The sequence below is a fragment of the Brachybacterium avium genome, assembly GCF_002216795.1.
Lineage (GTDB): Bacteria > Actinomycetota > Actinomycetes > Actinomycetales > Dermabacteraceae > Brachybacterium > Brachybacterium avium.
In genome coordinates, this window is sequence record NZ_CP022316.1 from 1,967,550 (window position 1) to 1,993,843 (window position 26,294).

The 26,294-nt window shown below is 69.7% G+C and carries 20 protein-coding genes and 1 pseudogene; 9 read left to right on the forward strand and 12 right to left on the reverse strand.

The annotated features are described in order from the left end of the window. Positions 1-80: 80 nt before the first annotated feature. Positions 81-1,862, forward strand: a complete 1,782-nt coding sequence (locus CFK39_RS08910) for a gamma-glutamyltransferase family protein (RefSeq protein ID WP_089066356.1) — start codon at positions 81-83, stop codon at positions 1,860-1,862. A 161-nt stretch (positions 1,863-2,023) separates the two neighbouring features. Here CFK39_RS08910 and CFK39_RS08915 read toward each other — a convergent pair whose 3' ends face one another. The 4 genes from CFK39_RS08915 to CFK39_RS08930 all read right to left on the reverse strand — a co-directional run bounded on the left by CFK39_RS08915 (position 2,024) and on the right by CFK39_RS08930 (position 5,690). Next, positions 2,024-3,355, reverse strand: a complete 1,332-nt coding sequence (locus CFK39_RS08915) for an MFS transporter (protein ID WP_089065170.1) — start codon at positions 3,353-3,355, stop codon at positions 2,024-2,026. Positions 3,356-3,463: 108 nt separating this feature from the next. Continuing rightward, the gene (locus CFK39_RS08920; protein WP_245822389.1) at positions 3,464-3,904 is read right to left on the reverse strand and encodes a MarR family winged helix-turn-helix transcriptional regulator; all 441 of its coding nucleotides are present in this window, start codon (positions 3,902-3,904) and stop codon (positions 3,464-3,466) included. Positions 3,905-4,075: 171 nt separating this feature from the next. Continuing rightward, positions 4,076-5,041, reverse strand: a complete 966-nt coding sequence (locus tag CFK39_RS08925; RefSeq protein WP_172805656.1) for a sugar kinase — start codon at positions 5,039-5,041, stop codon at positions 4,076-4,078. A gap of 19 nt (positions 5,042-5,060) precedes the next feature. After that, positions 5,061-5,690: a bifunctional 4-hydroxy-2-oxoglutarate aldolase/2-dehydro-3-deoxy-phosphogluconate aldolase gene (locus tag CFK39_RS08930; RefSeq protein WP_245822391.1), complete on the reverse strand. Its 630-nt coding sequence runs from the start codon at positions 5,688-5,690 to the stop codon at positions 5,061-5,063. A gap of 201 nt (positions 5,691-5,891) precedes the next feature. Here CFK39_RS08930 and mgtE point away from each other — a divergent pair, with 201 nt between their 5' ends. Next, positions 5,892-7,250: a magnesium transporter gene (gene mgtE, locus CFK39_RS08935; protein WP_089066358.1), complete on the forward strand. Its 1,359-nt coding sequence runs from the start codon at positions 5,892-5,894 to the stop codon at positions 7,248-7,250. A 22-nt stretch (positions 7,251-7,272) separates the two neighbouring features. Here mgtE and CFK39_RS08940 read toward each other — a convergent pair whose 3' ends face one another. After that, on the reverse strand, positions 7,273-8,361 hold the full coding sequence (locus CFK39_RS08940; RefSeq protein WP_089065172.1) for a Gfo/Idh/MocA family protein: 1,089 nt from the start codon (positions 8,359-8,361) through the stop codon (positions 7,273-7,275). A gap of 219 nt (positions 8,362-8,580) precedes the next feature. Here CFK39_RS08940 and CFK39_RS08945 point away from each other — a divergent pair, with 219 nt between their 5' ends. Together CFK39_RS08945 and CFK39_RS08950 are read left to right on the forward strand one after the other, a co-directional pair. Then, positions 8,581-9,303, forward strand: a complete 723-nt coding sequence (locus CFK39_RS08945; protein ID WP_089065173.1) for a maleylpyruvate isomerase N-terminal domain-containing protein — start codon at positions 8,581-8,583, stop codon at positions 9,301-9,303. An 84-nt stretch (positions 9,304-9,387) separates the two neighbouring features. Further along, entirely contained in the window at positions 9,388-11,019 is a 1,632-nt protein-coding gene (locus CFK39_RS08950; protein ID WP_245822393.1) for an aspartate:alanine exchanger family transporter, read from the forward strand. A gap of 109 nt (positions 11,020-11,128) precedes the next feature. On the opposite strand, the gene CFK39_RS08955 is transcribed toward CFK39_RS08950, so the two are convergent. From CFK39_RS08955 to CFK39_RS08980, 6 genes are all read right to left on the reverse strand, one after another. Then, positions 11,129-12,208: a Gfo/Idh/MocA family protein gene (locus CFK39_RS08955; protein ID WP_089065174.1), complete on the reverse strand. Its 1,080-nt coding sequence runs from the start codon at positions 12,206-12,208 to the stop codon at positions 11,129-11,131. After that, a complete protein-coding gene (locus tag CFK39_RS08960; RefSeq protein ID WP_089065175.1) occupies positions 12,205-12,969 on the reverse strand; it encodes a ThuA domain-containing protein in 765 nt (254 codons plus the stop codon). The genes CFK39_RS08955 and CFK39_RS08960 overlap by 4 nt, the downstream gene beginning before the upstream one ends. Then, the gene (locus CFK39_RS08965; protein WP_089066360.1) at positions 12,966-14,141 is read right to left on the reverse strand and encodes a Gfo/Idh/MocA family protein; all 1,176 of its coding nucleotides are present in this window, start codon (positions 14,139-14,141) and stop codon (positions 12,966-12,968) included. Before CFK39_RS08965 ends, CFK39_RS08960 begins: the two co-directional genes overlap by 4 nt. Positions 14,142-14,259: 118 nt before the next feature. Beyond that, entirely contained in the window at positions 14,260-15,072 is an 813-nt protein-coding gene (locus CFK39_RS08970) for a carbohydrate ABC transporter permease (protein ID WP_089065176.1), read from the reverse strand. Between the two features lies 1 nt (position 15,073). After that, entirely contained in the window at positions 15,074-15,940 is an 867-nt protein-coding gene (locus CFK39_RS08975) for a carbohydrate ABC transporter permease (RefSeq protein ID WP_245823011.1), read from the reverse strand. A 116-nt stretch (positions 15,941-16,056) separates the two neighbouring features. Further along, the gene (locus CFK39_RS08980; RefSeq protein WP_089065177.1) at positions 16,057-17,388 is read right to left on the reverse strand and encodes an extracellular solute-binding protein; all 1,332 of its coding nucleotides are present in this window, start codon (positions 17,386-17,388) and stop codon (positions 16,057-16,059) included. Positions 17,389-17,736: 348 nt separating this feature from the next. On the opposite strand from CFK39_RS08980, the pseudogene CFK39_RS08985 reads away from it, so the two are divergent. Together CFK39_RS08985 and CFK39_RS08990 are read left to right on the forward strand one after the other, a co-directional pair. Further along, positions 17,737-20,117 (forward strand): annotated as a pseudogene (locus tag CFK39_RS08985) (beta-glucosidase). Further along, positions 20,114-21,367, forward strand: a complete 1,254-nt coding sequence (locus tag CFK39_RS08990) for an endo-1,4-beta-xylanase (protein WP_089065178.1) — start codon at positions 20,114-20,116, stop codon at positions 21,365-21,367. Before CFK39_RS08985 ends, CFK39_RS08990 begins: the two are co-directional and overlap by 4 nt. Positions 21,368-21,461: 94 nt before the next feature. On the opposite strand, the gene CFK39_RS08995 is transcribed toward CFK39_RS08990, so the two are convergent. Continuing rightward, positions 21,462-22,154 (reverse strand): DUF624 domain-containing protein, encoded by a 693-nt coding sequence (locus CFK39_RS08995; RefSeq protein WP_089065179.1) that lies wholly within the window; start codon positions 22,152-22,154, stop codon positions 21,462-21,464. A 455-nt stretch (positions 22,155-22,609) separates the two neighbouring features. Between CFK39_RS08995 and CFK39_RS09000 the strand changes: the two genes are divergently transcribed. Genes CFK39_RS09000 through CFK39_RS09010 form a run of 3 tightly spaced genes read left to right on the forward strand, consistent with a single transcriptional unit; the run spans position 22,610 to position 26,221 of the window. Further along, positions 22,610-24,277 carry an ABC transporter substrate-binding protein gene (locus CFK39_RS09000; protein ID WP_089065180.1) on the forward strand — a complete coding sequence of 556 codons (1,668 nt, stop codon included), beginning with the start codon at positions 22,610-22,612 and terminating at the stop codon, positions 24,275-24,277. A 34-nt stretch (positions 24,278-24,311) separates the two neighbouring features. Then, the gene (locus CFK39_RS09005; protein WP_089065181.1) at positions 24,312-25,286 is read left to right on the forward strand and encodes an ABC transporter permease; all 975 of its coding nucleotides are present in this window, start codon (positions 24,312-24,314) and stop codon (positions 25,284-25,286) included. 8 nt (positions 25,287-25,294) lie between these two features. Then, on the forward strand, positions 25,295-26,221 hold the full coding sequence (locus CFK39_RS09010) for a carbohydrate ABC transporter permease (RefSeq protein WP_089065182.1): 927 nt from the start codon (positions 25,295-25,297) through the stop codon (positions 26,219-26,221). Positions 26,222-26,294: the final 73 nt, after the last annotated feature.

The window sequence follows — 26,294 nt, forward strand, 5'->3', positions numbered from 1 at the left end:
CGGTGAGCGCCCACCCCACCACCTCGTTCATCGTCCCGCCCGGCCCGACCACCCGGCCCACCCTCGAGGGCACCTTCGGGATGTCCGCCTCGACCCACTGGATCGCGACGGCCTGCATGCAGAGCGTGCTCGAGCGCGGCGGGAACGCCTTCGATGCCGCCACCGCGGGCGGCTTCGTGCTGCATGTGGTGGAACCGCATCTGAACGGCCCCGGCGGGGACATGACCGCGCTCCTGGCGACCGCCGAGGACCCCGCCCCCGTGGTGGTGATGGGGCAGGGCCCCGCCCCGGCCGGCGCGAGCATCGAGCACTTCCGCGCCGAGGGGCTCACCGCCGTGCCCGGCACCGGCGCCCTCGCCGCCGCCGTGCCGCAGGCGGTGGACGCCTGGCTGCTGGTGCTCGAGGAGAAGGGGACCTGGGAGCTCGCGGACGTCCTGGCCTACGCGATCGACTGCGCAGAGAACGGACACCCCGTGCTCGCCCGGGTCAGTGCCCAGATCGAGACGGTCGCACAGACCTTCACCGAGCACTGGCCGAGCTCCGCCGCGCTGTGGATGCCGGACGGCACACCACCGCAGCCCGGCCAGCTGCTGCGCAACCCCAAGTATGCGGCTGTGCTGCGGGACCTGGTCGCCGCCGGTGACGGCATCGGCGAGGACACCGCCGACGGGTCCGCCGCCCGGGACGGCCGCGGGGCACGGATCGCCGCCGCCCGGGAGCGCTGGCGCACCGGGCCCGTCGCCCGCGCCATCGCCGAGTTCGTGCGCACCCCGCACCGCCACTCCGACGGGGCCGACCACGCCGGGGTGCTGACGATGGAGGATCTGGCCGGGGCCGTGGCCCGCTTCGAGCCCGCGGCCACCACCACCTTCCGCGGCTGGACGGTCGCGAAGACCGCCGCCTGGGGGCAGGGCCCCGCCCTGCTCGAGACCCTCGGCATCCTCGACGGTCTCCCGGACGACCAGCTCGATCCCTCCACCGAGCGCGGCGCCCACACCGTCCTCGAGACCCTCAAGCTGGCGCTCGCCGACCGCGACGCCCACTTCGGGGACGCGGACGTGGACCTCGAGCAGCTGCTGTCCCCGGAGCACCTCGCCGCCCGGCGCGCCCTGCTCACCGAGGAGGCCTCCCACCAGTTCCGCCCGAGCCCGCTCGGTGGCGGCCCGTCGGCCCTGCCGCCGCTGCTGACCGCGGAGGAACACGCCCTGGCCAGCGGCGGCACCGTCGACCACGGCGGCTCCGGGGAGCCGACGGTCAGGGCGACAGGGGAGGCGCGCGGGGACACCTGCCATCTCGACGTGGTGGACCGGTGGGGCAACCTCATCAGCGCCACCCCCTCCGGCGGCTGGCTCCAGTCCTCACCCGCCATCCCCGGCCTCGGCTTCTGCCTCGGCACCCGCCTGCAGATGATGTGGCTGGACGAGCAGCTGCCGTCGGCGCTGCGTCCCGGCCGCCGACCGCGCACCACGCTCACCCCGACCCTGGTGCTCCGCGACGGCGAGCCCGTCCTCGCCTGCGGCTCGCCGGGCGGTGACCAGCAGGATCAGTGGCAGCTGCTGTTCCTGCTGCGGGTGCTGGTGGGCGGGCTCGAGCTCCAGCAGGCGATCGACGCCCCGGCCCTGCACACCCTCTCGATGCCCGGCTCCTTCTGGCCCCGCACCTGGTCCCCGGGCCGAGCGGTGGTCGAGGACCGCCTCGGCGACGAGGTCATCGCCGCACTGGAGGCACGCGGCCACGAGGTGGTCCGCGCCGGGGACTGGTCCCTGGGGCGGGTGTCGTGCGTGATGCGTGACCCCGCGACCGGGATCCTCCGCGCCGCCGCGAACTCCCGCGGAGCCCAGGGCTACGCCGCCGGGCGCTGACCTGGGATCCCGCCTTGCAGCACGCCCCTGACGTGCGCCGATTCCCCCGATCTGCCCCCTGTGCGCCATGGGGAGATCGGGGAATCAATGCTTGGACCTCGGTGCGTCTTAGCCGTCGCTGCGGTCTCAGACCTCGGCGCGACTTCGCTGACGCTGCGGCCTCAGACCTCGTCGCCAGCGGTGATCGCCTCGGCCTCCTCGACCTCGGTCAGCTCCTCGTGCGAGCCGACGGCGGCCAGGTGCTTCCGCCCCAGGATCAGCATCAGGATCGACAGCACCAGTGCTCCTGCGGCCAGCGCATACGGGGCGCCGACGGTGGTCGCCGCGGCGAGCGGACCGGCCACGGCCGGGGCGATCGCACCGCCGAGGAAGCGCACGCCCGAGTAGGCGGAGCTCGCGACGCCGCGCGGGAGGTCGGTGGCCTCCATGACCGTCTCGGTGAGGGCGGTGTTCATGATGCCCAGCAGGAGCCCGCCGATCACGATCAGCACGATCAGGCCGGTCATCGAGGAGTGGGCGAGGCTCATCACCACCATCAGCACGGTGAGCAGCCCCAGCGTGGTCACCAGTGTGCGGATCAGCCCCAGGCGGCGCGTGAGCAGCGGTGCGACGAACACCGAGGTGATCGCGAGCCCCGTGCCCCAGCCGAAGAACACGCCCCCGATGCCCAGCGCCCCGAACTCCATCCCGTGCGCAGCGGCGGCCGCCTCGAGCGGGAACGGCGAGTAGGCCAGCAGGGTGAAGAACGCGAAGTTGTAGAAGACCGCTGTCAGCGCGAGGGTGCGCAGCGCCGGGTGGCCCAGGGCGCGCAGCGCGGCGAGCGGCGAGACGTGAGCGGGCTTCGCTTCCTTCCGCAGCAGCACGACGATCGCCAGGACCCCGATGCCCATGAGCACGGCGGTGCCGGCGAAGGGGGCGCGCCAGGAGATGGCGCCGAGCAGCCCGCCCAGCAGCGGGCCGACGGCCAGGCCGATGCCGAGCGCGGTCTCGTAGAGGATGATCGCGCCCGCGCTGGGGCCGGTGGTGGCGCCGACGATCGCGGCCAGCGCGGTGGAGATGAACAGGGCATTGCCCAGACCCCAGCCGGCGCGCAGCCCGATGATCTGTTCAACGCTCCCGGCGCCGGAGGCCAGCGCCGCGAACAGCACCACCAGCAGCAGACCCACCAGCAGGGTGCGCTTGACCCCGACCTTCGAGGCGAACCAGCTGGTGAAGAACATGGCGATCGCGGTGATGAACAGGTAGCTGGTGAACAGCAGCATCGCTTGCGACGGGGTGGCGTCCAGCTGGCTGCTGATCGCGGGCAGGATCGGGTCCACCAGGCCAATGCCCATGAAGGACACGGTCGCGGCGAAGGCGATGGCCCACACGGACTTCGGCTGGTGGAACGCCTCGCGCAGGGTGGGTGCGGTGTTCTTCGCGGTGTTCTTCGTGGTGCTCGGCGCGGGGCCCGGGGTGGGCGGCGTCGAGGGTTCGGTGAGCTGTGAGGTCATGCGCGGGGTCCTTCGTTCGGAGCGAGGTGGTGGAGTGCGGGTGGGGCGGGAGGTCACGGTGCGGGGGCCGACGGCGATCGGCGGGAGCGGCGCCGGGCAGCGCCCGCCTCATCCGTCGTGGGCGTCGACGAGGCGCGAGAGGATCTCGGCGGCCCGCTCGAGGGCGGCGAAGTCCTCGGCGGGAAGCTGATCGAGCAGCCCGCCCACGCCGTGTGCCAGCTGCTGCCGCCAGGCGGCGAGCTGGGCGGAGCCCTGGGTGGTGGTGCTGATCAGCGAGGAGCGGGAGTCGGTGGGATCGGGGGTGCGCCCCACGAGCCCCTCCTCCTCGAGGCGCTTGATCACGGTGGTGGCCGTGGGGCGGGAGACCCGCTCGCGGTCCGCGATCTCGCTCAGGCGCAGCGGCCCGTGCCGCTCGATAGTGGCGACCACGCGCCAGGACACGGTCCCTACGCCCACGTCGGAGCGCCGCGCGGCCAGGCGTGAGAACTGGGAGCACACCAGCGCCAGGTGCTGGGGGAGCTCGGCGGGAGCGGCGGGAGTGGTCGTCATGCCCTCCACTATAGTGAGCATTGCTAACCATCGCAAAGTGTGTGTGACCCATGGATCGCCCCGGGGGTGCGATCGGCTCTTCGGCTCTTCGGCTCTGCGCCCCGGCTGCTCGGCGGCCGACGGGCTCGGCGGCCCGCGGGCTCAGGCCCTACGGACTGGTGGTCGACGGATTCAGCGGCTCACCGGATCCGCGCTGCCGCCGGCGAGCAGGGCCGCGAGCTCATGCGGGCGGGGCGCTCCCTCCCAATCCCCGGGAACGGTGCAGGCCAGGGCCCCGCAGGCGTTCGCCCGCTCCAGCTGCTGCGGGACCCCCAGCCCCTCGAGGTGGGCGCTGAGGTAGCCCGCGACGAAGGCGTCTCCCGCGCCGACGGTGTCCACCACGTCCACGACGTGGCCCGCCGCCTCATGGAGTCGGCCCTCGGCGAGCGCGGCGGCGCCGTCGGGCCCGAGCTTCGCCACCACCTGCCGTCCCGGCCGGGTCAGGGCCTCCAGCAGCTCGGAGGGTGCTGAGGCGTCGATCTCCGGGGCGAGCAGCGCGAGCTCCTCGGGGCCGCCGATGAGGATGTCGACATGCTCGAGGATCTCGCCCAGCAGCTCGGCGAGGTGGTCGCGGGATCCGAGTCGGGAGCGGTGGTTCACGTCCAAGCTCACCGTCGCCCCCGTCGCGACCGCGCGCCGCACGGCGGTCAGGACGGTGGCATGCGCGCTCGCCGAGAGCAGCGGGGTGATCCCGCTGATGTGCAGGAGCTCTGCCCGCTCGATGAGCTGCTCGGGGAGATCGGCTGGGGCGATGGCGGAGGCGGCAGAGCCGCTGCGGTAATAGTCCACGCGAGTGGTGGCGCCGGTGGGGCGCGACTTGATCATCAGGCCCGTCGGCCGCTGCGGATCGACTGCGCAATGGACCTCGACGCCCTCGCCGCGGATCTCCCGCACCACCCGCATCCCCAGCGGATCGTCGCCCACCCGGCCCACCCATGCCGTGGGCACCCCGAGCCGGCTCAGCCCGATCGCCAGATTCGATTCCGCACCGCCGATCGCGAGCTCCACGGACGGCAGGTGGGCGAGGGAGCCGATGGTGCCGCTGTGCATCAGCGCCATGGTCTCGCCGAGGGTGACCACGCGCGGTGCGGCGCTCATGCCTCCGCCCCGCGCGCGGTCACGTCGACGAACTGCGCGGCGCGCTCGGCGAGCGCCTGGAGGCTGCCGCCCCGCAGCGCATCGCCGACCAGGGGCCCGCCCACGGAGACGGCCTCGGCCCCGGCCCGCAGCCAGTCCCTTGCGGCTTCGAGGTCCACCCCGCCCGAGGGGACCACCCGGATGCCGGGGAAGGGCCGCGCAGATCCTTGACGTAGCCGGGGCCCACCACGGAGGCGGGGAACACCTTGACCGCCGCAGCGCCGGCGGACCAGCCCGCATGCAGCTCGCTCGGGGTCAGGCCGCCGGGCACGATCGGGATGCCGGCGGCCGCCGCCTCATCGAGCAGGTCCGCGCGGGTGATCGGGGTGACGATGAAGTCCGCGCCGTGCGCGGCGGCGGTGCGGAGATCAGCGGGATCCGTGACGGTGCCGACGCCGATGTCCATCCGGGTGCCGAACCGCTCATGCAGCCTCGCCAGCTCTGCGAGGGTGCCGGGGGTGGACAGGGTCAGCTCCACCGAACGGATGCCGGCGTCGGCGAGCGCCTCGAGGACCGGAGCGTACTGCTCGGCGCGCTCACCGCGGATCACGACGATCAGCCGGGCGGCGGCGGTGCGTTCGGGCAGGGACGGGCGGTGCGTGGCGGCCATGAGGGTCTCCTGGATGGTGGGAGCGATGGCGAGAGGGGCGGGCGCCCCCTGTCCTGATTTTGTTATACGGAACGGTAGTTCTGCTCCGCGCAACAGCGTAGCAAGTGGTGATCGCCGGCGGGGCGAGCGCGAGGGGGACTGCGGGGCGTCCGCCCGATGGGTCTGCGTGCCGGCAGCGGCCCGGTCGGTCACAATGAGACGGTGACCAGTACCCGCGTGACCACCGAGACCGTCCTCTCCCTGCTGCGCAGCGACCCTCAGAGCGAGGCGCAGCTGGAGCAGCTCGCCCGCGAGGCGCAGAAGCTGCCGGTGCCCGAGCTCGTCTATCTGGTCGAGACCCGGGCGTCCACCGAGGCCGCGATCCTGTTCCGAGTCCTGGGCAAGGTCACGGCGCTCGCCGTCTTCGAGGCGCTCCCGGCACCGCACCAGGCCGAGCTGATCTCGGCGCTGCGCACCCAGCAGGTCGCCGACATCATCGGCGATCTCGACCCCGACGACCGTGCCTCCCTGTTCGACGAGCTCCCGGCCTCGGTCGCCGAGCGGCTGATGCACGGGCTCGACGCCGAGCAGCGAGAGATGACCACGGCGGTCCTCGGCTACTCCCGGGAATCGATCGGGCGGTACATGTCGCCCGAGGTGCTCACGCTCAGCCCCGGGTGGAGCGTCCGCGAGGCCCTCGCCTACGTGCGTGCCCACGCCGTGGGGCCCGAGACGATCTATCTGCTGCCCGTCGTCGACGAGTCCCGCATCCTGCTCGGCGTGGTGGGGCTGCGACGGCTGCTGGTGGCCGAGGAGGACAGCCTCGTCGGCGAGATCGCCCACCTGGCGGTCTCCGCCACGGCCACCGATGACCGTGAGCTCGTCGCCCGGCGCTTCTCCGCCGCCAAACTCCTGGCGATGCCGATCGTGGATGGGGAGGGCCGCCTGGTCGGCATCCTGACCGTCGACGACGCCGTCGGCATCCTCGAGGAGGAGGACCACGAGGACACCGCCCGCACCGGCGGCGCGGAGCCGCTGCCCAGCTCCTACCTCTCCACCCCGGTCCTGCGTGTGGTGCGCAGCCGCATCGTCTGGCTGCTGGTGCTCGCGATCTCGGCGATCCTCACCGTGCAGGTGCTCGAGGTCTTCGAGGACAAGCTCGACGAGGTCGTGATCCTGGCCCTGTTCATCCCGCTGCTGACGGGCACCGGCGGCAACACCGGCAACCAGGCGGCCACCACCGTCACCCGCGCGCTCGCCGTGGGCGAGGTGCGAGTGCGGGACCTGCCCCGGGTGGTGTGGCAGGAGCTGCGCGTCGGGATGGTGCTCGGCGTGGTGCTGGGCTCCCTCGGCTTCATCGTCGCCGGGCTCGTCTACGGCCCGGCGATCGGCATGGTGATGGGGACGACGCTGCTGTCCATCTGCACCATGGCAGCGATCGTGGGCGGCCTGATGCCGCTGGTCGCGAAGCGGGTCGGCGCGGATCCCGCAGTGTTCTCCAACCCCTTCATCTCCACCTTCTGCGACGCCACCGGTCTGATCATCTACTTCACGATCGCGACGGCCGTGCTGGGGTTGTGAGGGGTGCTGTCGGAGGCCGCGCTCAGGCGGTGCGGCCGGTCAGCTCCCGGGCCTGCTCCTGCGCGATGAGCGCCAGCTCGACGGCCTTGAAGGCGTGCTCCTGGGTCATGGCGTCCTCGGTGCGGTGCAGCACGTCGAGGATCAGTTGGCCGAAGAACGGGTAGCCCACCTCGCCGGTCGCGTTGATGCGATGCTCGCCCTCGCCATCGACCAGGATCACCTGGCCGCCGCCGTTGTCGGTGGTGACGTCGATGTACTTGCGCAGCTCGAGGTAGCCCTCGGTGCCGAGGATGAACGTGCGGCCGTCGCCCCAGGTGCGCAGGCCGGCCGGGGTGAACCAGTCCACGCGCACGAAGCCGGTCGCCCCGGAGGACAGCGCGATGTGCGCATCGCCGTAGTCGTCGAGCTCCGGATGCTCGGGATTGCCGAAGTTGCCGATCGAGCTGGAGAGGATCTCGGCGTCCTCGGAACCGGTGAAGGCGAGCATCTGCTCGAAGTTGTGGCTGCCGATATCGGTGAGGATGCCGCCGTAGCTGGCACGCTCGAAGAACCAGTCCGGGCGGGTGGAAGGATCGCCCATGCGATGCGGGCCCATGCCCTGGACCTGCAGGACCTTCCCGATCGCACCGCGCTCGATGAGCTGACCGGCCAGCACCGCCGCCTCGACGTGGATCCGCTCGGAGTAGTAGACGGCGTACTTCCGGCCGGTGCGCTCCACCGCGGCCTTCGCCTCGGCGAGCTGCTCGCGGGAGATCAGCGGGGTCTTGTCGGTGAAGTAGTCCTTGCCGGCCTCCATCACGCGGATGCCCAGCGGCGCGCGATCCACCGGCACCGCCGCGGCGGCGACCAGGTGCACCTCGGGGTCGGCGAGCACTTCCTCCTCGCTGGAGGCGATCCTGACCTGCGGGAACTTCTCCTGGAAAGCGGCGGCACGCTCGGGCTGGGTGTCGTAGACCCACTTCAGGGTGCCGCCCGCGTCGAGCAGCCCCTGGGTCATGCCCCCGATGTGGCCGTGGTCGAGATGCATCGCGGCGAAGACGAGCTCGCCGGGTTCGACGACCGGCTTCGGCATCGAGTCCGGCGCGTAGTCGGCTCCTTCGGAGACAGCCATGGGGGTCCTCTCAACAGGTGATCGGGGGCGATCAGGGTGAACGGGAACTGCAGCGGCGTGGCGCAACGCGGGGGAGAGGCGGCGCTGCTGCCGCTGGTTACGGCCGCGCCATCGCGGGCTGGGCACCCGGGTCCCCTCGGCGCACTGCACAGCAGTCTCCTGCACCCCGCGGCCGACGGCAGGGGAGTGCCGGATGTTGCCAGTTGCTACCGTGCCTGCGTGGACCTCTTCACCCTCAGCTGGACGGCGCTGCGCACCGCGGCGGCCGGTCTCCCCGACTCGGCCCTGACCCGCCCCTCCGGCTGCCGGGGCTGGCTGGTGCGAGACCTGCTCTGCCACGTCGTCTTCGACGCGCAGGATGTGCTGATCACCCTGTCCACCCCGGCGGAGACGACCCCCTCCGCCGATGCCCTCAGCTTCTGGACCCCGCGCCCCGCCCCGCCCGAGGGGAGCGACCCGCTGGGCGGGCTCACCGTGCGCCTGGCCGCCGCCTACGAGGACCCCGCCCTGCTGCGCCAGCATCTCGAGAACGTGGGCGCCGCCGCCGGCCGCGCCGCGCTGCTCGCCCACCCCGACCTGCCCGTCTCCACCCGGGACATGACCCTCACCGTGCGGGACTACCTCAGCGCCCACGTTCTCGAGTGGACGCTGCACCACCTGGACCTCGTAGCTCACCTGGGGGATGGGGAGGAAGCGACCGTCGACCCTCCTGTGGGCGGCCCTCGCGCCGACGATCCGCCCGCAGCCGGCCCGCCCGCGGAGGGCCTGGCCGCTGCCCGGGACATGGTCGAACGACGACTGCGGCTCCGACTGCCAGTGGCCTGGACGGACGCCGACGCACTGCGGGTCGCGACCGGGCGTCGCCCGGCGACCCCGGCCGAGCGCGCCGAGCTGGATGCTCTCGGCCCGCGCGGGCAGATGCTCCCGCTCTCCTTCGGCTGAGCTCTGTCGCCGCCGTGACCTCGCACAACTCCACTTCCTGAGCACCTCGGCCCGGGGCTAGGGTGGAGCACAGTCCACACAGCGGTGCCCGCGCACACCGCCTCCGGACCCGGTGCCCTGCCGCGGGCGCAGGAAAGGTTCACCGTGATCGAGGCCCTCGAGGGGAGCCCGCTCCTCACGCTCTTCCTGGTCGTCGCCACCGGTGCCGTGCTGGGCGCGATCCCCTTCGGTCGGATCCGTCTCGGAGCCGCCGGCGCCCTGTTCACCGGCCTCGCCCTCTCCGCGATCGCCCCGCACCTCGGCACGGGTATGGAGATCGTACAGACCCTGGGGCTGGCCCTGTTCGTCTACACCGTCGGGATCTCCGCCGGCGCCGCCTTCTTCAGCTCCCTGCACCGTCAGCTGCCGCTGCTCGCCGCAGCCACTCTCAGCACCGCCCTCGCCGCCGCCCTCACCCTGGTCCTCGGAGAGGCGCTGGGCCTGGCCCGGGACCTGTCGCTGGGGCTGTTCACCGGGGCGCTCACCGCCGCCCCCGCCCTGGACGCCGCCTCCCGCCTCACCGGTACCCCGGGTCCCTCGGTGGGCTATGCCTTCGGCTATCCGATCGGCGTGATCGTCGGGATCGTGCTGGTCTCGAGCATCGTCAGCCGCACCTGGCCGGGCCGGAAGGACACCGCATCCCTGGCCGGCACCAGCTTGGCCTCGACCACCGTGCACGTGCAGCGCTCGGTGAACCTGCGCGACGTCCCGCAGTGGCACCACCAGCAGGTGCGCTTCTCCTACCTGCGCCGTGACGGCAGGGTGCGGGTGATCGTGCCGGGGGAGGACCTCCTGGCCGGGGACGAGGTGGTCGCCGTCGGCATGCCCGAGCAGGTCGCGGCGGTGACCGAAGCGTTGGGCGAGACCAGCGACCGGCATATCGCTCACGACCGCTCGCTGGTGGAGTTCACCCGCCTCACCGTCTCCAACCCCGACCTCTCCTCCCGCTCCATCGCCGAGCTGAACCTGCCGGTGCGCTTCGGCGCGGTGGTCACCCGGGTGCGGCGCGGCGACCTCGAGCTGCTGGCCCGCGACGACCTGGTCCTCGAACCCGGGGACCGCCTTGCCGTGGTGGTGGAGCGCCGCCGGCTCGACGCCGTGCACACCTTCCTCGGCGACTCGGACCGCCAGGCCGGCGAGCTCGACGTGCTCTCCCTCGGACTGGGCCTCATGCTCGGCGTCGCGCTGGGACTCGTCAGCCTCCCGATGCCCGGCGGCGGCAGCTTCTCCCTGGGACCGGCCGCCGGCCCGCTGCTGGTGGGCATGGTCCTGGGCGCCCTGCGCCGCACCGGACCGGTGGTGTGGAGCCTTCCGGGCAGCGCCAACCGCACACTGCGCCAGCTGGGGCTGCTGCTCTTCCTCGCCGGACTGGGCCTCACCGCCGGGCCGGAGGTCGCCTCCATGCTCGCCTCACCGACGGCCTGGCGTGCGGCCGTGCTCTCCGCGGCGGTCGCCGCGCTAAGCTGCCTCGCTCTGGTCGTGGCCGGACGCTGGGTGCTGGACCTCTCCGCCCCGCGGGCGGCAGGTGCGGTGGCCGGCTTCCTCGGGCAGCCGGCGGTGCTCGAGGCCGCGAACGCCCGACGGGCCGACGAGCGCATCGAGGCCGCCTACGCCACGCTCTTCGCCTTCTCCATCGTGGTGAAGATCCTTCTGGTCCCCGTCATCTGGAACCTCTGACACCGCTGTGAGCCCGGGGACCGGGCAGAGCCGGGGCCAGACCCGGCACCGCCCGCCGCCGGGGCCAGCTCCGGCCCCGGCGGCAATCGTGCGTCCCGGCCGGGTGACCTCAAGCGGTCGCGCGCACGTCCTCCAGCGCCACGGCCTCGGGCCGGGCCACGTGGCTCGCGATCTCGATCCGGGCACCGCTGTGCGCGGATTCGAGCACCGCGTTCATCACCTCGAGCGCATGCTGACCCAGCTCGCCGCTGGCCCGCAGCTCCGGGCCGCGCACCGCCATGTCGTGCAGGCCGATGCCGCGCCCGGCCTCCTCGTAGCCGCCGGCCGTCGGCACCGGCTCCCACCCCTCTCCGCCCAGCCGGTGCACCGTCACGTCGCCGGAGAAGTGGTTCGGATCGGGGACCGCGAGCGTGCCCTCGGTGCCGTGGATCTCGATCGGATGGGCCGAGGTGGCGACCGCGTCGAAGCTCATCACCAGGGTGGACAGCACTCCGCTCTCGTGCACCAGAACCCCCGAGACGTGGGTGTCGGTGCTGACCGGGATGCTCTCCCCGGCCCGGGGCCCGGAGCCGATGGTGCGCGCATCCCTTGTGCGACTGGCCGCGCCGATGACCGAGGTGATCGGGCCCAGCAGGGTGATCAGGGCATGGAGGTAGTACGGGCCCATGTCCAGCAGCGGGCCGCCGCCGGGCACGTAGTAGAAGTCCGGCTGCGGATGCCAGCGCTCGTGGCCGGGGGTGACCATGGTCGCGGTCGCCGCGATCGGGGTGCCGATCAGGCCCTCGTCGATCGCCGCGCGTGCGGTCTGGGTGCCGGTGCCGAGCACCGTGTCCGGCGCGGAGCCGACGAGCACCCCCGCCGCCAGGGCCGCGACCAGCACCTCGGCGCCCTCCTGCGTGGTGACCGCGAACGGCTTCTCCGAGTACACGTTCTTGCCCGCCGCGATCGCGCGCAGATCCACGTCGGCATGCGCCGCGGGGATGGTGAGGTTCAGGATCGTGTCCACCTCGGGGTCGGCGATGAGCTCGTCGACGCTCAGCGCACGCACCCCCTCCCGGCCCTCGGCGGCGGCCGCGGCGCGGGCGGGGTCCAGGTCCGCGACGGCCACCAGCTGCACGTCCGGCAGCTGGTCGAAGCTCGCCAGATACTGCTGGGAGATGACACCGCAGCCGATCATGCCGATCCTCATCGGGTCGCCTCCTCAGCGCTGGCGGTGGTTCTCGGACCATGATCGCCATAGGGTTGCCCGGAGCCGCGGGCGGCCCACAGCAGGCCGCGCTCGATCACCGTGCGCACAGACGGATCCTCGAGCACCTCGACCCGGTGGCCGGGGGTGGAGACGAAGATGCGCCCCTCGCCCCACTGGCGGGTCCACAGCGCCGGCGAGGTCACCTCCCGATGCCACGGATCCCAGTCCCGCACCTTCTGGGTGGTGGTGGCGAGCACGTCGATGTAGTCGTCCGACAGCACCCAGTACTGCTCGGTGACCAGGTCGAAGTCGCCGATCCCCGCAGTGATGGGGTGCTCGGCGGCGGCGGGCAGCATGTTCACCGTGTAGGGGACGTAGTTGTCCGCCTGCTCGCCCTTGCGCTCATCGGGGTGCTTGCCCGGATGGCAGCCGAACTGGCCGCCGATGAGGGTGAGGTAGTCGGATTCGTTCCGGTAGGAGTCGGCGATGCCGCCGTGCCAGCCGGCCATGCCCGTGCCCGCCTCGATCGCGGCGCGGAGGCCCTCGAACTGGGGCCGCTCGATCGTGTTCATGGTGTTGCACTGGAGGATCAGATCGACCGTGGCCATGTACTCGGCGTCGGCGTAGATCGCGGGGGAGTCCTCGATCCGCACTGCGAAGCCGTTCTCCTCGAGGAACGGGATGAACAGGTCGGTGGCTTCGATGGGCTGGTGCCCGTCCCAGCCGCCGCGGACGACGAGGCAGGTGCGAGGGGTGGTCATCGGGTGCTCTCCTGGGTGGTATCGGGATCGGTGCTTCTCCAGCTGCTGCCCTCGCCCGCGCTGGTCTCGACGGCGGCGAGGACGCGCTGGACCTGCAGCGCCTCCTCGAAGGAGGGCGAGGGGTCGGTGCCCTCGCCGATCGCCGTGACGAGGTCGGCGATCTGGTGGGTGAAGGTGTGCTCGTAGCCCAGCCCGTGGCCGGTGGGCCACCAGTGCGCCGCGTAGGGGTGCTCGGGCTCGGTGGTGAGGATGCGGGTGAAGCCCTGGCGGCCCGCCGGGGCGGTGGCGTCGTAGACCTCCAGCTCGTTCATCCGCTCGAAGTCGAAGGCGATCGAGCCGGCCGAGCCGTTGATCTCCACGCGCATCGCGTTCTTGCGTCCCTGCGCCATGCGGGTGGCCTCGAAGGAGCCGAGCACCCCGGAGTCGAAGCGGGCGGTGAACAGGGCGAGATCGTCCACCGTCACGTCACGGCGCTCGCCGGAGGCATCGCCCGTGCCGCCGAGGCCCTGCGCCGTGCCGGCCGCCGGACGGGTGGGGACCACGGTCTGCAGGGTGCCGGAGACCGAGTCGATCCGCTGGCCGGTGATCCACTGGGTGAGGTCGACGATGTGGGCGCCGATGTCGCCGAGCGCTCCGGAGCCGGCCTTGTCCCGGTCCAGGCGCCAGGTCATCGGGGCGTCGGCGTCGGAGAGCCAGTCCTGCAGGTACTGGGCGCGGACCTGCCGGATCTCGCCCACGGCGCCCTCGGCGACGAGCTGACGCGCATACGCCAGCGCCGGGGTGCGGCGGTAGGAGAAGCCGCAGATGCTGCGCGTGCCCTGGGCGCGGGCCTCGATCGCTGCGGCGGTCATCTGCTCGGACTCCTCCACAGAGTTGGCCAGCGGCTTCTCGCACAGCACGTGCTTGCCGGCCGCGAGCGCTGCCATCGCGATCTCGAAGTGCGAGTCACCGGGGGTGCAGATGTCGATGACATCGATCTCGGGATCCTCGACGAGGTCCTGCCAGCGGGTGGTGGTCTGCGCGAATCCGTAGCGCTCGGCGGCCGCGACCAGGGTGGCCTCGGTGCGCCCGGCGAGGGTCGCCAGCACCGGTGTCAGCGGCAGCTCGAAGAAGCGGTGGGCGGTGCGCCAGGCATGGGAGTGGGCGGCGCCCATGAAGCCATAGCCGACCATGCCGATGCGCAGCGGTCGGGGGGACGTGGAGGGGGTGGTCACGGTGGGTCTCACGACTCCTCGGAGAGTGGATGGGGTGCGGGTCTGGGTCGGGCGCTGGCAGGGGTTCCTGGCGGTGTCACTTGCCGGAGCCTGCGGTCATGCCGCTGACCAGGTAGCGGCGGCCGAAGGCGTACAGGACGATGATCGGGATCGAGGACAGGATGACGGCGGCCATGACCACCGGCACGTTGGTGGCGTACTCGCCCTGGAAGTTCCACAGTGCCAGGGGCAGGGTGCGCTTGTCAGGGCTCTGGGTCAGGATCAGCGGGAACAGGAAGCCGTTCCAGGACATCAGCGCCTGGTAGACGGCCACCGTGACGATCGCGGGCTGGCAGATGGGGAACGCGAGGCGCCACATCTTCTGCCATTCGGTGCAGCCGTCGATGTCCATCGCCTCGAAGAGCTCCTTGGGCACATCGCGCATGGCGTTGGAGATGATCAGGACGCTCAGCGGCAGGCCGAAGGCGATGCCGGGGAGCATCAGCGCGACCAGCGAGTCGTACATGTGCATCTGGATGATGATCAGGTAGATCGGCACGATCGTGGCCTGCACCGGGATCGCCAGGCCCAGCAGGAACAGGCTGCGCACCGGGCTGAAGAACCGGTGCCCGCTGCGCACCACCGCGAACGAGGCCATGAAGGCCATGATCACCAATGGGACCACGGTGCCCAGCGCCACCAGCACGCTGTTGAGCAGGTACATCGTGAAGTCCGCCTCGAGCACGGCGGTGAAGTTCTCGAAGGCGAGCTGCGGGGAGGGCAGCACGGGGTTCGAGCCGAAGTAGGTGCTGATCGACTTCAGGCTGGTGACCGCGACGAAGTAGAGGGGGAGGAGGACGAGCAGCAGCCACAGCCAGCCGAAGGCGCCTCCGAGCCAGTTCCGCCTCATGTCAGGCTCCTTCCATCTGGCTGGCCGTGGCGTCCTTGCCGGCGAAGGACTGCACGCCCAGGGCGAGGCCCAGGCCGATCACCACGAGGATGACGGCGAGAGCGCTGGAGATGCCCATTTCGTTGCCGCGGAATCCGGTGAGGTACATGTCCAGCGGCAGGATCCGGGTGGAGACCCCGGGCCCACCCCCGGTGAGCACGAAGATGATGTCGAAGTAGGTGAGGGCACCGACGACCATCAGCGTCGAGCTGGTGATCATCGTGTATTTCAGCTGCGGCAGGGTGATCGAGAAGAACTGCCGCACCCGGCCCGCCCCGTCGATCTGCGCGGCCTCGTACATGGTCTGCGGGATCTGCCGCACCGCCCCCTGGTAGATGAGGGTGTGGAAGGGGATGAACTGCCAGGCGATGATCGACAGCAGCACGACCCACACCAGCGTCGAGTCCCCGAGCCAGTTCTGCTGGAGGATCGGCATGTTCAGGCCGTTGGCCAGGCCGAAGTTGGGGTCCAGCAGCGACTTGAAGGTGATCGCGATCGCGGCCGAGCTGAGCAGCAGCGGCAGGAAGTACAGCACGGCGAGCACGTTGCGGTACTTCTGCTGGCCGGCCAGGAACGTGCCCAGCAGGATGCTGAGCGGTGTCTGCATCAGCCAGGTCGCCGCGATCATCAGCAGGACGAGCAGGAGGCCATGCCAGGTCGAATCGCGGGAGAGCGTCTCCTTCCAGCTGAGCAGTCCCGTGAACTCGATGGAGCCGATGCCGTTCCAGGTGGTGAACGACAGGGCCACCACGGCGATCAGCGGCAGGATCGCGAAGACCAGGAAGAACGCCAGCGCCGGGAGCGCGAACAGCACGTGCGAGAGCTGCAGCGGCTCCCGACGGGCGGGCGTGGGCGGGGAGGTGCCGGCGACACCCTCGTGGCCGGCCACCAGAGGATGGCCGGGCCCGACGGGCGCCGCCGTGGGGCCGGAGACGGAGACCACGATCAGCCCTCGAGAGTGGCGTTCATGTTCTCGGCGAACTGCTCCGGGGTGACCTTCCCCAGGAACAGCTGCTCGGTGTTCACCAGCAGCTCCTCGGCGGCCGTGGGCTGCAGCGCCTGGTCCCAGGACTGGGTGAACGCGGGGGCCTCCTGGATCGCGCCGTAGACCCACTGCAGGTACTCGGCGTCATCGCTCGCGGCGAGAGAGTCATCCTGGCCCTGGATGACGGGGACGGAGCCGGAGTCCACGAAGGCGGCGGCCACGTCGTCGGTCATCATCCCGTCGAGGAAGAACGACTTGGCGACCTCCTTCTCGGAATCGGAGGCCACAGCGGACAGCGAGAGGTAGTTGCAGGGGTTGCCGACGAGGTTCTCGAGATCGCCCTTGCCGCCCTCGATGGTGGGGAACGGACCGAAGCCGAGCAGGCCGTCCTGCACGAAGCTGCCCCCTCCGGACTTCATGCTGCCGTAGGTCCAACCGCCGTGGAGCATGAGAGCGGCCTTGTTCGACCACAGCAGCGCCTGGTCGGTGTTGGAATCCGCGGCCATGGACTCGAACCCCTTCGCGAAGGCGTTCTCCGAGATCAGCTCCTCGACCTTCCGGCCCATCTCGACCACGGAGTCATCCAGCCATGCGTCCTTTTCGCCGGCGGCGATCCGATCGAACACCTCGGCGCCGCCGATGCGGTCCAGCAGGTACTCCAGCCACATCATCGACGTCCACCGGGACTGCCCGGCGAGGGAGATCGGGGCGACGCCGGCCGAGTTCGCCTTCTCGACCACGGCCATCAGGTCTTCCCAGGTCTCGGGTGCCTCGGCGCCGAGATCCTCGAGCACCTTCTTGTTGTTGAACATGATGATCGGCTGGGTCGCGCCGATGGGGAGGGCGTAGATCTTCTCGTCGACCGTCGCTGCGTTCCACACGGAGTCGACGAAACGGTCCTTGAAGTCGGAGTTCTCCTCCAGCCAGTCGGTGAGGTCCTCGACCTGTGACTCCTGGGCGTAGGTGCGCAGGCCGCCACCGCCCCAGCCGTAGATGATCGTGGGCGCCTCACCGGCACCGATCGCGGTGCGGATCTTCTGCTTGTACGCATCGTTCTGGAAGAAGGTGACGTCCAGGGTGCCCTCGTCGAGCTCGTTGAACGCGTCGATCGAGTTCTGGTAGATGTCCTCATTGGGCTGGCCGCTGAGCTGCCAGATGCTGGCCGAGTCGCCGCCGCCCCCGCCACCGCTGCCGCCGCCGGGACCGGAGGTGCCGCAGGCGGCGAGGGTGAGCGCGGAGAGGCCGGCTGTGGCCCCCAGCATGGAACGGCGGGAAAGTGTGTGAGTGTTCATGACCTACTCCTGATGTCGACGGTGACGGGGTGCAGCGGCTAGGTGGGGTCCACGAGGCTCACCTTGGTAAGTGCTATTAACTTACAAACTGAAAGTGTTGCGGTCAAGCCGTGTGGAGTTTCGGAATGGCAACGATCTGTCGACCACTCCAGTTGGGTGCGCCGATTCGCTCGGCGCGACGGCGGTCGCACCGCCGAGAGCTCGCTCCCTACGGGGTGTTGACCAGTGGTCATCGCCTGGCCTAGCCTGTCACCCATCGAAAGTATGCAGAAAGCTTTCTAAAACTGCCTGAAACGATTGGGCGGGACGGGTGCCTGCACCCTCGAGCGACGTGCGAAGGAGCACCTCATGACCGTTGCCCCGTGGAGAGACCCCTCGTTGAGCGTCGACGAGCGCGTCGACACGCTGCTCGCCGACCTCGAGCCGAAGGAGAAGATCGCCCAGCTCGGGAGCTATTGGAAGCGTCCTGAGATCGGTGACGCCGAGGGCTTCGCGCCCATGCAGTCCACTTTCGACGAAGGGCGTGATCCCTTCGAGGAGGCGGTCCGGAACGGGCTCGGGCACATCACCCGCGCCTACGGGAGTGCCCCGCTCAGCTCCCAGGAAGGCGTGGAGAACCTGCGTCGGATGCAGGTCGCCGTCACGGCGGGCTCCCCGCACGGCATTCCGGCAATAGCGCATGAGGAATGCCTGACCGGGATCATGGCCCATGAAGCCACCACCTACCCGGCGGCGATCGCCTGGGGCGCCTCCTTCGCGCCGGAGCTGATCCACGAGATGGCCGCTCGCATCGGCGCGGACATGCAAGCGATCGGCACCCACCACGGACTGTCGCCGGTCCTCGACGTCGTGCGCGACTACCGCTGGGGCCGCATCGAAGAGACCATGGGCGAGGATCCATACCTCACAGGCATCCTCGCCACCGAGTACGTCAAGGGACTGCAGAGCAGCGGGGTCATCGCGACTCTCAAGCACTTCGCCGGCCACGCCGCCTCCCGCGCAGGCCGCAACCACGCGCCAGTCTCCATCGGCATGCGGGAGCTGCAGGAGATCGATCTGGTGCCCTTCGAGATGGCCGTGCGCCTGGGCGGGGCCCGCTCCGTGATGAACTCCTATGCCGATATCGACGGCATCGCTCCCGCCGCCAGCCGCTGGCTGATGACGGAGCTGCTGCGCGACACCTGGGGCTTCGAGGGGACCGTGGTCTCCGACTACTGGGCCGTGAACTTCCTGCAATCCATGCACCGCGTCGTGGAGACCACCCGGGACGCTGCGGTGACCACCCTGCGCGCCGGCATGGACGTCGAGCTCCCCGAGACCAACACCTTCCCCGAGCTGCTCGATGCCATCGAGGCCGGCGAGCTCGAGGTGGAGGTGCTCGACACTGCGGTGCGCCGCGTGCTGCGCCAGAAGATCGAGCTCGGTCTGCTGGACCCCGACTTCGACCCTGCCACCACCGGTGAGGCGATCGACCTGGATCCGGCGGAGAACCGCGACCTCGCCCGGAGGGTCGCCGAGGAGTCGATCGTGCTGCTGCGCAACGACGCCTCGACGCTGCCGCTCGCCGAGCCCGGGCGCATCGCCCTGATCGGACCCAGCGCCGTCGAGCCGCGCGCATTCCTCGGCTGCTACAGCTTCACCAACCACGTCCTCTCCCGGCTGGAGGACAACGGCACCTCGGTGGCCGTGCCCTCGCTCGCCGAGGCGCTGGCCGACGAGTTCCCGAGCTCGACCGTCACCGCCGTCGCCGGCACCGACTTCCTCGGCGCCGACAGATCCGGCATCGCGGAGGCAGTGAGCGCCGCCGAGGCCGCAGACATCGCAGTCCTCGCCGTGGGCGACATCGCCGGCCTCTTCGGAGCCGGTACCTCCGGGGAGGGCTGCGACGTGGCGGACCTCCAACTGCCCGGCTCCCAGCATGAGCTGGTCGAGTCCGTCCTCGCCACCGGCACTCCGGTGGTCCTGGTGCTGGTCACCGGTCGCCCCTATGCACTCGGAGCCTACGTCGACCGCTGCTCCGCGATCGTGCAGGCGTTCATGCCCGGCGAGGAGGGCGGCAGCGCCCTGGCCGGTGTCCTCTCCGGCAGGGTGAACCCCTCCGGTCGCCTGCCCATCGGGATCCCCGGAGGCATGGGCGGGCAGCCCGGCACCTATCTCGCCCCGGTCCTCGCCTGGGTCAGCGACGGGATCTCGAACATCGACCCCAAGCCGCTGTTCCCCTTCGGCTTCGGGACCGGTTACACCCGCTTCGAGTACTCGGACCTGCAACTGTCCGCGCTGGAGATCGCCGCCGACGGCACCGTGGAGATCTCCGCGACCGTCACCAACGTCGGCGATCGGGATGGCAAAGAGGTCGCCCAGCTCTACCTCAGCGATCCCGTCGCCTCCGTTGTGCGTCCGCTCAAGCGACTGGTCGGCTTCGCCAAGATGGAGCTGGCGGCGGGGAGAGCGCACGCGTCGCCTTCCGCCTCCACACCGATCGCACGTCCTTCCTCGGACCTGAACACCAGCGGATCGTCGAGCCCGGAGAGTTCCGGGTCCGCGTGGGCTCCTCGAGCGAGGATGTGACTCTCGAGGGCTCATTCCGTGTGACCGGGGCGGTGCGCAGGGTCGGCGATGGCGAACGGGTGCTGGACACCCCCGTCGAGGTCATGGCGATCGACAGAGCCACCGCATCGGCCCCGCCGAAGTCGCGGGAAGAGCCGGCACCGGCCGGTGGTGTCCGATGACCGCAGCGTCGGCGCCGCCGGGACGGATCGAAACTCTCGAGCTGCAGATCATCGACACGGAGGGAGCCCCGCGAGCAGGGGCGGCAGTCTCCGTCGAGCAGACCTCGCATGCCTTCGGCTTCGGCTGCACCGCGTTCGGAATGCCGGTGACGGACTGCGACCGCGAGCAGGACCCGGCGGGCGCGGCGCTCGCCGACCAATGGATGGGCCTGTTCAACGCGGCGACCCTGCCGTTCTACTGGCGCTGGTTCGAGCCGCAGCCCGACGGGCCCACGGACGCTGCCCGGCTGCGCGTGCTGGCCGAGCACCTGAACTCCCACGGTGTGCGCCTGAAAGGGCACCCGCTGCTCTGGCACACGCTCGCCCCGACCTGGTTGATGGACCGTGACGACCAGGCCGTCGAGGAGGCCATCCGCGCTCGCGTCTCTCGCGAGGCCGGGGAGTTCGCCGGTCTTGTGGACCAATGGGATGCCATCAACGAGACGGTGATCCTGCCGGTGTTCGAGGCCGAGGAGAACGCGGTGACGCGTCTGGCCCGAGCGCGCGGCCGGATGCACGTCATCCGCCTCGCCGTCGACGCCGCACGGGCCGCGAACCCCGCGGCGCACCTGGTGCTGAACGACTTCGACCTCAGCAGCGACTACGAGGACGTCATCGAGGAGTGCCTCGAGGCCGGCGTGCAGATCGACGCCATCGGCCTGCAGACGCACATGCACCAGGGATATCGGGGCCAGGAGCAGATCGCCGAGGTGCTCGAGCGCTTCTCCCGCTTCGGCCTGCCGCTGCAGATGACGGAGACGACGCTGCTCTCCGGCGACCTGATGCCCGCGCACATCGTGGACCTCAACGACTACGCGGTCGACTCCTGGCCGTCTACGCCCGAGGGGGAGGCGCGCCAGGCCGAGGAGCTCGTGAGCCACTACCGCACCGTGCTCGACAACCCCGCGACCGAGTCTCTGACCTACTGGGGCCTCGACGACGCCACGGCATGGCTGGGCGCCCCAGCCGGCCTGATCCGGCGCGACGGCTCCCCGAAACCCGGATACGACGCGCTGAAGCAACTGATCACCGAGGACTGGTGGATCGATCGCGAGGAGCACCGCAGCGACGGGGCTGGAACCGTGCAGCTGCACGGCTTCGCCGGCGAATATCGCGTCGAGGTCGACGGGACGGTGCACGAGGTGAGCATCCCCCGGGGCGGTGGCACCGTCCGCATGAGCGGGGGAGCGGGGACCGTGCTGGTGAGCTGACGATGTCGCTCGCAGGGAGCGGCCCACCGGCTGTCCCCCGGGGTGCAGTCCGGGCCCGGGTCCGCGCGTTCCCTCTCATCCCCTGCTCGCCGGGTCAGGCCTCCACGAGGGGATCTGCAGGGGCGATGAAACTCTCCATGAGCAGCTCCGCCACCGGCCGCTCGGAGGCCCACAGGGCGAAGACCAGCAGCGACGCGGTGAACAGCAGCAGGAACTCACCGATCACCAGCACGATGCCGAGTGTCAGCACTCCCAGCGACAGCAGTGACAGCGTGGACAGCGGCTTCGTCAGCAGCGTGAACGCAGTCAGCCGGTACACGTCGCGGAGGCGGAAGCTGAACCGGGAGACGATCGAGAGTGCTCGGACCAGGACCAGCAGCGCCGCCGCCCCCACCACCAGGAAGACGATGTCGACCGTGCCGATGCCGCGGGATCCGGCCCGGGCCAGGTTGAACATCGCCAGGGCAAGCACGAGCATCACCGGGGTGCCCACCGTGAGGCTCTCCAACGCATTGAGCCGGTACCCCCGCAGGAACTGCCGGGCAGGGACCAGCTCCCGCTCCTCCCGCCAGGACCGGCACGCATACAGCGCCGCCGAGAGGGCCGGCAGCAGCGGCAGTGCCGCGACCACGAACAGCAGTGAGCTCAGCGCCGACGGGGACATCACCGTCCATAGCAGGACCGTCGGCGCGGCGGCCAGCACGAGCAGCACGTCGATCACCAGGAACCAGTAGACGCCCTCGGTGAGGTCCGTGAACAGGCTGCGGGGGCGACGAGGTGGCGTCATGGCTCCTCCTGGAGGCGGCAGAGTGCCGCCGACGACGGCATCAACCCATCATGCCCGAAAGTTTCGTTCTTTGTCGAGGCGTAGTTATAGAAATGTTACCTTCTGGCCTCGTGATATTGGGTACGAAATCAGGCAGGGTCGAGGTTGTTCAACCAGCCCATGGCTGCTTTCGCGGATGCCCGCATGCGATCGGGAAGTTTTCGGGAACTTCTTGACCAATGTCACATCCGCGGCTACGTTGAGTTCACACCGAAAGCTTGACGAAAATCTCGGCAACTCCCGCGGCATGGTCGCCGGCAGGGGTGGCGCACGAGAGGCCCGTCCGGCCGGTTCGGTCGGGACGTGATCACGGGGTCGTGAGCGCACCCGAGTCCGCGAGGTATCCGCAGCACCGCGTTCGATTCGCCCTTCGCCGCACCATTCGGTCCGGCTCTGACATTGATGAGGAGACGGCCATGACCACGCCCCGCCCCTTCCCCTTCGCTCCTACCCGACGCAGCTTCGTCGGCCTCTCCGCCGCGGCCTTCGCCACCGTGGCCCTGTCCTCCTGCGGCTCCGGCGCCGAAGAGGAGGTCGACCTCGGTTCGCAGAACGTCGGCGCGATGGAGGGCTACGCGGCGGACACCCAGTTCACGGCGAGCGAGCCCTTCACGGTCAGCATGCTGTGGACCGACTGGCCCGAGGTGCCTGTCGAGGACTCCTGGCGGATCTTCGAGCACATCAAGGAGCTCACCAACGTCGAGATCACGCTGACCCACATCCCCTTCTCCGACGCCACCGAGAAGAGGAGCCTCCTCATCAGCGCCGGAGACGCCCCGACGCTGGTGCCGCTGGTCTACACCGGCGAAGACTCCCCCTTCGTCTCCTCCGGTGCTGTGGTCCCGCTGAGCGACTATGCGGATCAGATGCCGAACTTCCAGAAGTACGTCGAGGAGTGGGACCTCGGCGAGATGATCAACAACCTCAAGCAGGCTGACGGCAAGTACTACATGATGCCGGGCCTGCAGGAGGTCTCCGTGCCCGTGTTCAGCCTCGTCGTCCGCAAGGACGTCTTCGAGGAGCTCACCGGAGCGGTCCCGAACACCTGGGAGGAACTCCATGAAGGGCTCAAGCTCATCAAGGAGAAGTACCCCGACGCAGTGCCGCTGGCGGATGGCTTCGAGGCCCAGTCCATGCTCAACTATGCAGCCCACGCTTTCGGGACGAAGGCCGGCTGGGGCTTCGGCGACGGCGCCATCGACGACGGCGGCGAGCTCGTCTATGCCCCGAGCATGGAGGGGTACAAGCAGATGGTCGAACTCTTCCGCGACCTGGTGGCGGATGGTCTGCTCGATCAGGAATCCCTCACCGCATCGAACGACGGCAGCGGTGCGGCATCGGTCGGTGAGAAGTTCGCCGCTGAGACCTGCTTCGCCGCGTCCGGCTCCTCCGGCACCGCGATCGAATTCGCCCAGGCCCTCGATGAGACCGTGGGGGAGGGAAACTACGCGGTCACGCTCATTCCACCGCCCGCCGGACCGGCCGGCGACAAGGTCGAGCCACGCAATTTCTGGCACGGATTCATGCTCAACTCGCAGGTCACCCAGTCCGAGAATTTCCTGGCCACGCTGCAGTTCGTGGATTGGCTCTACTTCAACCCGGAGGCGCGCGAGATGCTGCGCTGGGGTGAGAAGGACGTGAACTACACCAAGTCCGGGGACACCATCGAGTTGAAGGACGACTTCTCGCTGGACGACTACGCGATCAACCCCGACGGCGAGACCGATATCAAGGTCGACCTGGGCTACTCCACCTTCCCGGCCGAGTCCACTGAGTCGCGGGCCCTCAAGGAGTCCTACAGCACTCCGGAGTTCGTCGAGTACATCGACGACGTGCTGTCCACACGCACCCCTCGCGACCCGTTCCCGCCCACTCCGATGGATGAGACCGAGCTGGAGCAGGCCTCGCTGCTGGCGACCCCGATCAAGGACTCGGTGGACACCGCCACGCTGCAATTCATCATGGGCGAGCGTGACATGAGCGAGTGGGACACGTTCCTGGGAGAACTGGAGGCCGCGGGCCTGCCGCGCTATCTCGAGCTGCTGAACACCGCTCGCCAGCGCTTCGACGAGGCGAACGGCTGAGCTCGGCGGAGCGGCTGACGGAACCGGTGATCCCATGACCCTTGCACAGACCCGGGAGGCTGCGGCGCAGCGCTCAGCGCCATCGCACCCGCCACCGAAGCCCCGACGGGGTAGCTGGAGACGAGCGCTGCGACGCGACTGGCCGCTGTACACCTTCGCGATCGCTCCGCTGGTCTTCCTCGCGATCTTCCGGTACCTGCCGATGCTCGGCAACGTGATCGCGTTCCGTCGGTTCCGGCCGGGCGGGAGCATCTTCGGCGACGAGTGGGTAGGAACCCTCTACGTCGACATGTTCATCAACGACCCCGCGTTCTGGAACGTCTTCATGAACACGGCGATCATCGGCGGCATGACCCTCGTGGTCTGCTTCCCGCTGCCGATCGTCCTGGCTCTGATGCTCAACGAGGTCCGGAGGACGCACTTCAAGAAGATCGTCCAGTCGATCAGCTACCTGCCGCACTTCCTCTCGGTCGTGATCGTGGTGGGCATGGTCTACCAGCTGCTCTCGCTGCAGGGGACGGTCAATCAGATCACCGAGGCCTTCGGCGGGGACGCCGTGTCATTCCTGCAGAAGCCTGAATGGTTCCGCTTCATCTATGTGGCCTCCGAAGCCTGGCAGACCGTCGGGTGGGGCACCATCCTGTACCTCGCCGCGCTGACCGCAGTGGACGACTCCCTCTACGAGGCGGCCCGCATCGATGGGGCCAACCGCTGGAAGCAGACCTGGCACGTGACGATCCCGGGGATCCGGCCGACGATGGTCACGCTGCTGATCCTCAACATCGGCAACTTCCTCAACGTCGGGTTCGAGAAGGTGCTCCTGCTGTACAACCCCATGACCTATTCGACCGGTGACGTGATCTCGACGTATCTCTACCGGGTGGGCCTGGTGTCCAACAACCTCAGCTATGCGGCAGCCATCGGCCTCTTCCAGGCGATCATCGGATTCGCGATGGTGATGACGGCCAATTACATCTCGAAGCGATTGGTGGGGACCAGCCTGTGGTGATCGAAGCAATGGCCCCGGACGCGCCGCGCGCAGCGCCCGTCAAGGCCCGGACGTCCCGCATCAAGGACTCCACCTCGTACAAGGTCTTCACCGTCGTCAACATGGTGCTGCTGGTGCTCATGTGCGCGGTGATGCTCTACCCGTTCATCATGCTGCTCGCCCAATCGTTCAGCTCTGCGGGAGCGATCAACGCGGGGAAGGTCAGCCTCTTCCCGGTCGGCTTCAACCTCGACACATATCGAGCGGTCGCCAACAACAACAGCTTCTGGCGCAGCTATGGCAACACCGTGGTCTACACGGTGATCGGCACGACGATCGCGATGGTGCTGACCACGACCTATGCCTTCGTGCTGTCCAAGAAGCACCTGAAGGGGCGCGGCCTGCTCGTCGGCATCGCCGTGTTCACGATGTTCTTCAACGGCGGCATCGTCCCCAACTACGTCCTGATCTCTTCGCTGGGCATGAAGAACACCATGTGGGCGGTGATCCTCCCGCCGGCGCTGTCAGTCTTCAACCTCCTGGTGATGAAGGCGTTCTTCGAGAACCTGCCCGCCGATCTGGAGGAGGCGGCGCACATCGACGGCCTGTCCTGGTTCGGGATCTTCTTCCGCATCGTGCTGCCGCTGTCCAAGGCGGTCATCGCCACGATGGTGCTCTTCTACTCGGTGCAGTACTGGAACGACTGGTTCGCGGCGTTCCTCTACCTGGACCAGACCGACCTGTTCCCGGTGACCCTGTTCCTGAGGAACCTCATAGCCGGCGCCTCCACCGCGGCGTCGGAGGGGGCCGCGGCCTCCGGAGGCAGCGTCGACGACATCAACGCCAACATCCAGTCGGTGACGATGATCCTGATCCTGATCCCCATCCTCTGCGTGTACCCGTTCGTGCAGCGGTACTTCGTCTCGGGGATCATGCTCGGCTCCGTCAAGGGCTGAGCCCCAGCGCCCCGTCGGTCTCCATGGCCACGGGGCGCTCGCACGAGCAGTCGCAGTCCATCCACGCAGGACC

Coding starts and splice junctions, on each gene's coding strand:
- CFK39_RS08995 (WP_089065179.1), bottom strand. CDS start 22,154: ATGACGCCACCTCGTCGCCCCCGCAGCCTGTTCACGGACCTCACCGAG.
- CFK39_RS09010 (WP_089065182.1), top strand. CDS start 25,295: ATGGCCCCGGACGCGCCGCGCGCAGCGCCCGTCAAGGCCCGGACGTCC.
- CFK39_RS08955 (WP_089065174.1), bottom strand. CDS start 12,208: ATGAGGATCGGCATGATCGGCTGCGGTGTCATCTCCCAGCAGTATCTG.
- CFK39_RS08915 (WP_089065170.1), bottom strand. CDS start 3,355: ATGACCTCACAGCTCACCGAACCCTCGACGCCGCCCACCCCGGGCCCC.
- CFK39_RS09000 (WP_089065180.1), top strand. CDS start 22,610: ATGACCACGCCCCGCCCCTTCCCCTTCGCTCCTACCCGACGCAGCTTC.
- CFK39_RS08920 (WP_245822389.1), bottom strand. CDS start 3,904: ATGACGACCACTCCCGCCGCTCCCGCCGAGCTCCCCCAGCACCTGGCG.
- CFK39_RS08940 (WP_089065172.1), bottom strand. CDS start 8,361: ATGGCTGTCTCCGAAGGAGCCGACTACGCGCCGGACTCGATGCCGAAG.
- CFK39_RS08970 (WP_089065176.1), bottom strand. CDS start 15,072: ATGAGGCGGAACTGGCTCGGAGGCGCCTTCGGCTGGCTGTGGCTGCTG.
- CFK39_RS08990 (WP_089065178.1), top strand. CDS start 20,114: ATGACCGCAGCGTCGGCGCCGCCGGGACGGATCGAAACTCTCGAGCTG.
- CFK39_RS09005 (WP_089065181.1), top strand. CDS start 24,312: ATGACCCTTGCACAGACCCGGGAGGCTGCGGCGCAGCGCTCAGCGCCA.
- CFK39_RS08910 (WP_089066356.1), top strand. CDS start 81: ATGTCCGCCTCGACCCACTGGATCGCGACGGCCTGCATGCAGAGCGTG.
- CFK39_RS08960 (WP_089065175.1), bottom strand. CDS start 12,969: ATGACCACCCCTCGCACCTGCCTCGTCGTCCGCGGCGGCTGGGACGGG.
- CFK39_RS08980 (WP_089065177.1), bottom strand. CDS start 17,388: ATGAACACTCACACACTTTCCCGCCGTTCCATGCTGGGGGCCACAGCC.
- CFK39_RS08930 (WP_245822391.1), bottom strand. CDS start 5,690: ATGGCCGCCACGCACCGCCCGTCCCTGCCCGAACGCACCGCCGCCGCC.
- CFK39_RS08925 (WP_172805656.1), bottom strand. CDS start 5,041: ATGAGCGCCGCACCGCGCGTGGTCACCCTCGGCGAGACCATGGCGCTG.
- CFK39_RS08965 (WP_089066360.1), bottom strand. CDS start 14,141: ATGGTCGGCTATGGCTTCATGGGCGCCGCCCACTCCCATGCCTGGCGC.